The 6,447-nt window shown below is 49.0% G+C and carries 8 protein-coding genes and 2 pseudogenes; 7 read left to right on the forward strand and 3 right to left on the reverse strand.

The window, feature by feature from the left end; translation table 11 throughout:
* Nucleotides 1–63: 63 nt before the first annotated feature.
* The 5 genes and pseudogenes from dinI to GA0061070_RS17385 form a co-directional block, all read left to right on the forward strand.
* Nucleotides 64–309, forward strand: coding sequence for a DNA damage-inducible protein I (dinI, locus tag GA0061070_RS17365; RefSeq protein WP_090137279.1), 246 nt, complete (start codon nt 64–66; stop codon nt 307–309).
* Nucleotides 310–855: 546 nt separating this feature from the next.
* Nucleotides 856–1,110 (forward strand): biofilm formation regulator BssS, encoded by a 255-nt coding sequence (gene bssS, locus GA0061070_RS17375; protein ID WP_007374460.1) that lies wholly within the window; start codon nt 856–858, stop codon nt 1,108–1,110.
* Between the two features lie 118 nt (nt 1,111–1,228).
* Nucleotides 1,229–2,347, forward strand: a complete 1,119-nt coding sequence (gene solA, locus GA0061070_RS17380) for an N-methyl-L-tryptophan oxidase (RefSeq protein WP_090137281.1) — start codon at nt 1,229–1,231, stop codon at nt 2,345–2,347.
* A gap of 50 nt (nt 2,348–2,397) precedes the next feature.
* Nucleotides 2,398–2,510, forward strand: a pseudogene (locus GA0061070_RS24835) (DUF2770 family protein).
* 163 nt (nt 2,511–2,673) lie between these two features.
* Nucleotides 2,674–2,862, forward strand: a pseudogene (locus GA0061070_RS17385) (YceI family protein); the annotation flags it as partial.
* A gap of 35 nt (nt 2,863–2,897) precedes the next feature.
* Here the strand turns inward: GA0061070_RS17385 and trhO are convergent.
* On the reverse strand, nt 2,898–3,947 hold the full coding sequence (gene trhO / locus GA0061070_RS17390; RefSeq protein WP_090137282.1) for an oxygen-dependent tRNA uridine(34) hydroxylase TrhO: 1,050 nt from the start codon (nt 3,945–3,947) through the stop codon (nt 2,898–2,900).
* Between the two features lie 217 nt (nt 3,948–4,164).
* Here trhO and GA0061070_RS17395 point away from each other — a divergent pair, with 217 nt between their 5' ends.
* Together GA0061070_RS17395 and GA0061070_RS17400 are read left to right on the forward strand one after the other, a co-directional pair.
* Entirely contained in the window at nt 4,165–5,085 is a 921-nt protein-coding gene (locus GA0061070_RS17395; RefSeq protein ID WP_090137283.1) for a Kdo(2)-lipid IV(A) acyltransferase, read from the forward strand.
* A 399-nt stretch (nt 5,086–5,484) separates the two neighbouring features.
* Nucleotides 5,485–5,859 (forward strand): MysB family protein, encoded by a 375-nt coding sequence (locus tag GA0061070_RS17400; RefSeq protein WP_090137286.1) that lies wholly within the window; start codon nt 5,485–5,487, stop codon nt 5,857–5,859.
* On the opposite strand, the gene GA0061070_RS17405 is transcribed toward GA0061070_RS17400, so the two are convergent.
* Nucleotides 5,860–6,087, reverse strand: a complete 228-nt coding sequence (locus tag GA0061070_RS17405; protein ID WP_090137287.1) for a YceK/YidQ family lipoprotein — start codon at nt 6,085–6,087, stop codon at nt 5,860–5,862. It lies immediately after the preceding gene.
* A gap of 108 nt (nt 6,088–6,195) precedes the next feature.
* A partial coding sequence (gene tnpA / locus GA0061070_RS17410; RefSeq protein ID WP_139109782.1) for an IS200/IS605 family transposase occupies nt 6,196–6,447 on the reverse strand: 252 nt, incomplete at its 5' end.

Consider the following 6,447-nt stretch of genomic DNA (forward strand, 5'->3'; position numbering starts at 1 on the left):
CCCCCTGTTGTAAAGACACCTTATCAACTGTATATATATACAGTAAACACACAGGGGGCTATTATGCGCATTGAAGTGACTATCGCCAAAACCACACCTTTACCGCCGGGTGCTATCGATGCGCTGGCGGGCGAATTATCCCGTCGGCTCAATAATTACTATCCCGATTACGATAACAAAATCACCGTTCGTTATGCTGCGGCTAATAACTTGTCGGTGCTTGGTGGCGCAAAAGAAGATAAAGATCGCATAAGTGAAATTTTGCAGGAAACCTGGGAAAGCGCCGACGACTGGTTTATCAACGACTAATTTCTCTTTAAGTTTGTTCTTATTGCCGGGTCGCCCCGGCTTTTTTGTCTGTTTTTTACGCGACTCATCAATTCTATACCCTAAATAATTCGAGTTGCAGGAAGACGGCGACGTAGTGACAAATTCGTCGGGAACGAATTTACCCAACCGAAGGTTGGCCTCCGGTGAGAGACAGGATGTCTCTCAGTAATCCCCGGGAGTTTGCATAAGTCCGTGACCGGGGTGAGCGACAAATCTGCCGGGAGCAGATTTGAACGCTGTAAGCAGCGGCCCCAAAGGGGTAAGGCTCAGGGATGAGCCGAATAAAAAAGCCAACGCACATGCAACTTGAAGTATGACGGGTATATACTTCTTTAGTAAAAATATGTGCTTAAGGTTTCGTTTTCTTATTCAAAAAAATCAAACAGCCTAAAAAACATGTTGCAGAGTGTTTATTTATTCGATCACCACCCCCAGATGTTGATATACTAAAGAGGCTTCAAATTAAAACACGCATTGAACCTCGAAAGTCGTTGTCTAAATAAACACGCTAATATGGGGGTTATGATGGTAAAGAATAATGAAGTCATCCAGACCCATCCACTGGTCGGATGGGACATCAGTACCGTGGACAGTTACGATGCCCTGATGCTCCGGTTACACTACCAGACCCCAAACAGAGCCGCTCAGGAAGAGACTGAAGTCGGCCAGACGTTATGGTTAACGACAGATGTCGCCCGCCAGTTTATATCGATTCTCGAGGCGGGTATTGCCAAGATTGAATCAGGCGATTACCAGCAAGATGAGTACCGCAGGCATTAGTTTTAATGCTGACCTTCATCCCAACAGGCACCCTCCAGGGTGCCTTAATTATTTCCGCCCTTGTATAACGCCGCCAGGTTAATTACCCTCCTGAACACGCTTTTTCCTGGAGAACACCATGAAATATGACCTGATTATTATCGGCAGCGGATCTGTCGGCGCAGCTACCGGCTATTACGCTACCCGGGCGGGGCTAAATGTGCTGATGACCGATGCCCATCTCCCGCCACACCAGCAAGGCAGCCATCATGGCGATACGCGTCTAATTCGCCATGCGTATGGCGAAGGTGAAAAATATGTTCCGCTGGTGCTGCGCGCCCAACAGTTGTGGGAAGAGTTAGCCAACGAAAGCGGTGAGGCGGTGTTCGAACGGACCGGCGTGATCAACCTCGGACCGGCTGATTCAGGGTTTCTCGCCAATGTCACCCACAGTGCTAAGCAGTGGGATCTGGCGGTAGAAAAACTGGATGCGCCTTCGCTAATGGCCCGCTGGCCCGAAATTACCGTACCGGAAGACTATATCGGTCTGTTCGAAGCCAATTCCGGCGTGCTGAGGAGCGAACTGGCGATAAAAACCTGGATCCGTTTCGCCCAGCAAGCTGGTTGCGCGCAACTGTTTAACTGCCCGGTTACCGCGCTGCGTCATGGCCCTGAAGGCGTGACCATCGAAACAGCGGAAGGCGAGTTCGTCGGTAAGAAAGTGTTAATTAGCGCCGGCACCTGGGTACGTCAGTTGATTCCAACGCTTCCGGTACAAACCGTACGCAAGGTTTTCGCCTGGTTCCAGGCAGACGGTCGCTACAGCAGCAAAAATCACTTTCCAGCCTTCACCGGTGAAATGCCGAATGGCGATCAGTATTACGGCTTCCCCGCCGAAGACAACGCGCTGAAGATAGGGCGTCATAACGGAGGCCAACTCATTGACGAGGCGCGACAACGTACGCCTTTTGGCAATGAAGCGGGAGACGGTTCGGAGTGCTTCGGTTTTCTGCGCCAGTTCCTGCCGGGCATCGGTGGTTGCCTTTATGGTGCTTCATGTACATACGATAACTCGCCGGATGAAGATTTTATTATTGATACTTTACCGGAACATCCGGACACGCTGATTATCACCGGACTGAGCGGCCATGGATTTAAATTCGCGCCAGTGCTCGGCGAAATCGCCAGTGCATTTGCGCAGGGTAAATGCAGCGATTTTGATTTGACGCCTTTTTCCCTGTCACGCTTTACACAATAATCCGTCGGCGGCCCTATTTGTGGCCGCCTTTATTTTTCTGTGGAGAGATCATGCATCGTTTATTCAACTACCTTATTAATAACGTGCGTGAGCATTTGATATTATATATTATGCTGTGCTACTTGTTGCGCTGATCGACCTTATTTATATTGTATGGTTCTAACCATAAATAGTGGTAAAACCTAAATTTTATTCATAATAAGATAGGGTTAAACCAATTTTTCTGCACAACAGAAATTTCACACATCCTGCTGTTAACAGTCAAACTGACTTGTCCCTCCCTAATCATCCGAACATTAAAAGTAATAATCATTCGAAAAATATGAGTGATGAAGCCGGTAGTGCTGGTGGCAAAACTCACCGGTAAGGGCCAGGATCCATGGGGCGGCGTACATGCAGAGTTTGATGCTTCCGGCAAAATTGCGCTGAAAGAGTTCAATATTATGACCGAACCTGAGCCGGCATCGCAGAATGTGGCATTGATTATTTCCGCCGAAGGTGTACAGCAGAAGTAAATGAGCAGGAGAGAGTTTTCCCTCTCCTGTTTGCGTTATTCCGGATCCGGAATACCCAGTTTAGTGTTCAGGCGTCCACGTGATTTGTTGAAGATTTTATTGCCATTCTCACGTCCGGCGCGGCGTTTGCGCTGCTCCTCTTCCGGCAACTTGCTCTCTTCCTGACATAATTCACTACAACAGCCTTCATATTTCTCTGCACAAGCCGGGCACTGAATAAACAACAAATGGCAACCGTCATTGCGACAATTAGTATGCGAGTCGCACGGCGCACCGCACTGGTGGCAATGGGCAATCACGTCGTCGGAAATGCGTTCCCCCATTCGCTCATCGAAAACAAAATTCTTCCCGACAAAGCGAACAGGCAACCCCTGTTCACGGGCGCGACGCGCATACTCAATGATACCGCCTTCGATATGCCACACTTTATTAAAACCGTTGTGCTTCATCCAGGCGCTCGCCTTTTCACAACGAATACCACCGGTGCAGTACATCACAATTTTCTTGTCTTTATGCGCCTGCATCATCTCAACGGCTTTAGGTAACTGCTCGCGGAAGGTATCGGCCGGGATCTCCAGTGCGCCATCAAAATGCCCCACTTCATATTCATAGTGGTTGCGCATATCGATAAAAATCGCCTCCGGATCGTCGAGCATAGCGTTCACTTCCGCCGCTTTCAGGTAATCACCAACATCGCTGGCGTCAAAACTCTCATCTTCAATACCGTCCGCAACAATGCGATCGCGCACTTTCATGCGCAGCACCCAGAATGATTTGCCGTCATCGTCAATGGCGATGTTCATACGCAGGCCATCCAGCGCCGGATCGAGGGCATAAAGAGCATCGCGAAAAGCCGGGAACTGGCTTTGCGGTACGCTGACCTGGGCATTAATCCCTTCATGGGCAAGATAAATCCGACCAAATACCTTCAGTGCGGTAAACGTCTGGTAAAGAGCATCGCGCGTTGCCTGCGGATTCATAATAGAAAAATATTTATAAAACGAGACCGTAATACGCGGCTCGGTTTCCGCAAGCATGCGCGCTTTTAATTCATCGTTAGCGATGCGGTTGTGTAACACTGGCATGGTGTACGTATCCTGCAAAGTAGAGAGTGAAAAAACGGCGGCATCATAAAGCAAATACTGATAATTTACATCCACACATTTTACGCTACATTTAATCTCAATCTGCTCATTGCGGTATAACAATCATCGGAGAAACAGCCATTCCGTGCGCCAGGATTTTGGTAAACGCCGAAAAAGTGCGAGAATACAGGGAATTGTTGCTTAATACAGGACAGTCATGACGCTTTTACCTAAATTTTCAGCCTCACTTTTACATCCTCGTTTTTGGCCCACCTGGTTTGGAATGGGTTTGCTGTGGCTGGTCGTTCAGCTCCCCTACCCGGTCATTTATCGACTGGGATATGGTATTGGCCATCTGGCTAAACGTGTAATGAAACGCCGTGTAAAAATCGCCGAGCGCAATCTTGAACTCTGTTTCCCACAGATGCGTGCCGAAGAACGCCAGCATATGGTTGCCAAAAATTTTGAGTCAGTCGGCATGGGCGTACTGGAAACGGGCATGGCCTGGTTCTGGTCAGATCGCCGAATGGCCCGCTGGATGGATGTATCCGGTTTTGAATATGTTCGCGATGTACAGGCACAAGGGCGCGGTATTTTACTGATTGGCGTGCATTTTCTCACTCTGGAAATGGGCGCACGTATGTTCGGTATGAATGAGCCGGGGATTGGTGTCTACAGACCGAATGATAATCCGGTTATCGATCTGGTGCAGACATGGGGCCGCATGCGCTCCAACAAAAGTATGCTCGACAGAAAAGACCTTAAAGGTATGATCCGCGCACTGAAAGCGGGCGAGGTTGTCTGGTACGCCCCGGATCACGATTACGGTCCACGGGCCAGTGTTTTTGCTCCCTTCTTTGCCGTTGAACAGGCGGCGTCTACTTCCGGCACCTGGATGCTGGCGCGCATGTCTCAGGCAGCTATTGTACCCTTTGTTCCGCGCCGTAAGCCGGATGCGAAAGGCTATGAGTTGATCATGCTGGAGCCGGAGTACTCCCCACCGCTTGACGATGCAGAAACGACAGCCGCCTGGATGAATAAAGTCGTGGAGCGTTGCATCATGCTGGCTCCCGAACAGTATATGTGGCTGCATCGCCGCTTTAAGACCCGCCCGGAAGGCGTTCCTTCTCGCTACTAGCATCTGTAAAGCCCGCATTTACGTATTTGCGGGCTTTTTTCATCATACAAAAATCGTCCTACACATTGCAGCAACTATTACCTGAACTCATAATTAGCATACTTACCAATTACCCTAATGCGCGCGTTGCAACAACGCTGTACGGATAGTTATGTCATCTACTGATGCCCAATAAACTGGCAGCGTAATCTTACCCTTGCCTGGTTTGGTTGTTTTCTTACTGGCACAGCCTTAAGCCTGGTCATGCCCTTCCTGCTCCGTCGCTTTTTCATAATGATCAATTTCTGTTAAATATCTGATTACCTCAGCCATCATTTGACGCTGGCGAAACCAGCGACTATAGATTTTTGCAGGTACTTTTTCTGCTACTTGAGGAGTTTTTACATGGCTGAATCCGAACTGGAGTATTACTCAACACTGTCTGAAGCAATTGATGCCGCACGGGAAATTTTTCTTGCCAATAATCCCGATATTGATGAAGACGAGATCAGTGTGCAGCAATTTAATGTGCAAAAGTATGTTCTTCAGGATGGTGACATTGCCTGGCAGGCTGAGTTCTTTGCCGATGATGAGGAACCAGGAGAGTGTCTGCCGATGCTTAGTGGCGAAGCCGCGCAAAGCGTATTTGACGGTGATTTCGACGAGATCGAAATAAGCCAGGAGTGGCAGGAAGAGAACACGCTGCACGAATGGGACGAGGGCGAATTTCAACTTGAACCGCCGCTCGATACCGAAGAGGGTCAGGCCGCCGCAGACGAGTGGGATGAGCGCTGATCACTCGTAGGGGCCGTGGTGTACATCCAGTGGCAACAGTAACGTGTCAAACACCAGTGAGAAAGGCAGATCGAGCACAGTAATATAGCGCCACGCCGAATCACGAACATCCCATTGCACGCCGGGATAGTACTGATTTCCGTGGCCCTGTCCCGGGATAGTCCGACTGATAATGCTGCCGCAGCCGCTCAATAAACAGGCCATTACGACACTCAGAATTACTCTCACACCTGACCTCATCTTGCTATTTGCAGAGTAAAAAACCACCTGCATAGCAGGTGGCATTGATTGCGCCCCAGAGGGGCGTACTTAGCTCTGACTCTGAGAGCCTTCGCTTCACATCTCTTTTAGCTGAAGCTGGCTCTCTTCTTGTTCGTGTTTTTCCTGATATTTCACATACCTTCTTATCATCTCTTCATTGATACCTACGGTATCCACACGATACCCTCGCGCCCAGAAATGATTTCCCCACAATTTGCTCTTCCTCAGGTACGGAAATTTGCTGAACAATCTCAGCGCTGTCTTTCCTTTCAAATGACCTATTACGTGTGATATCGATAATTTCGGGGGGATTTTTACTAGCAGATG

Origin of the sequence: Kosakonia oryziphila (assembly GCF_900094795.1) — a bacterium.
Taxonomy (GTDB): Bacteria; Pseudomonadota; Gammaproteobacteria; order Enterobacterales; family Enterobacteriaceae; genus Kosakonia; species Kosakonia oryziphila.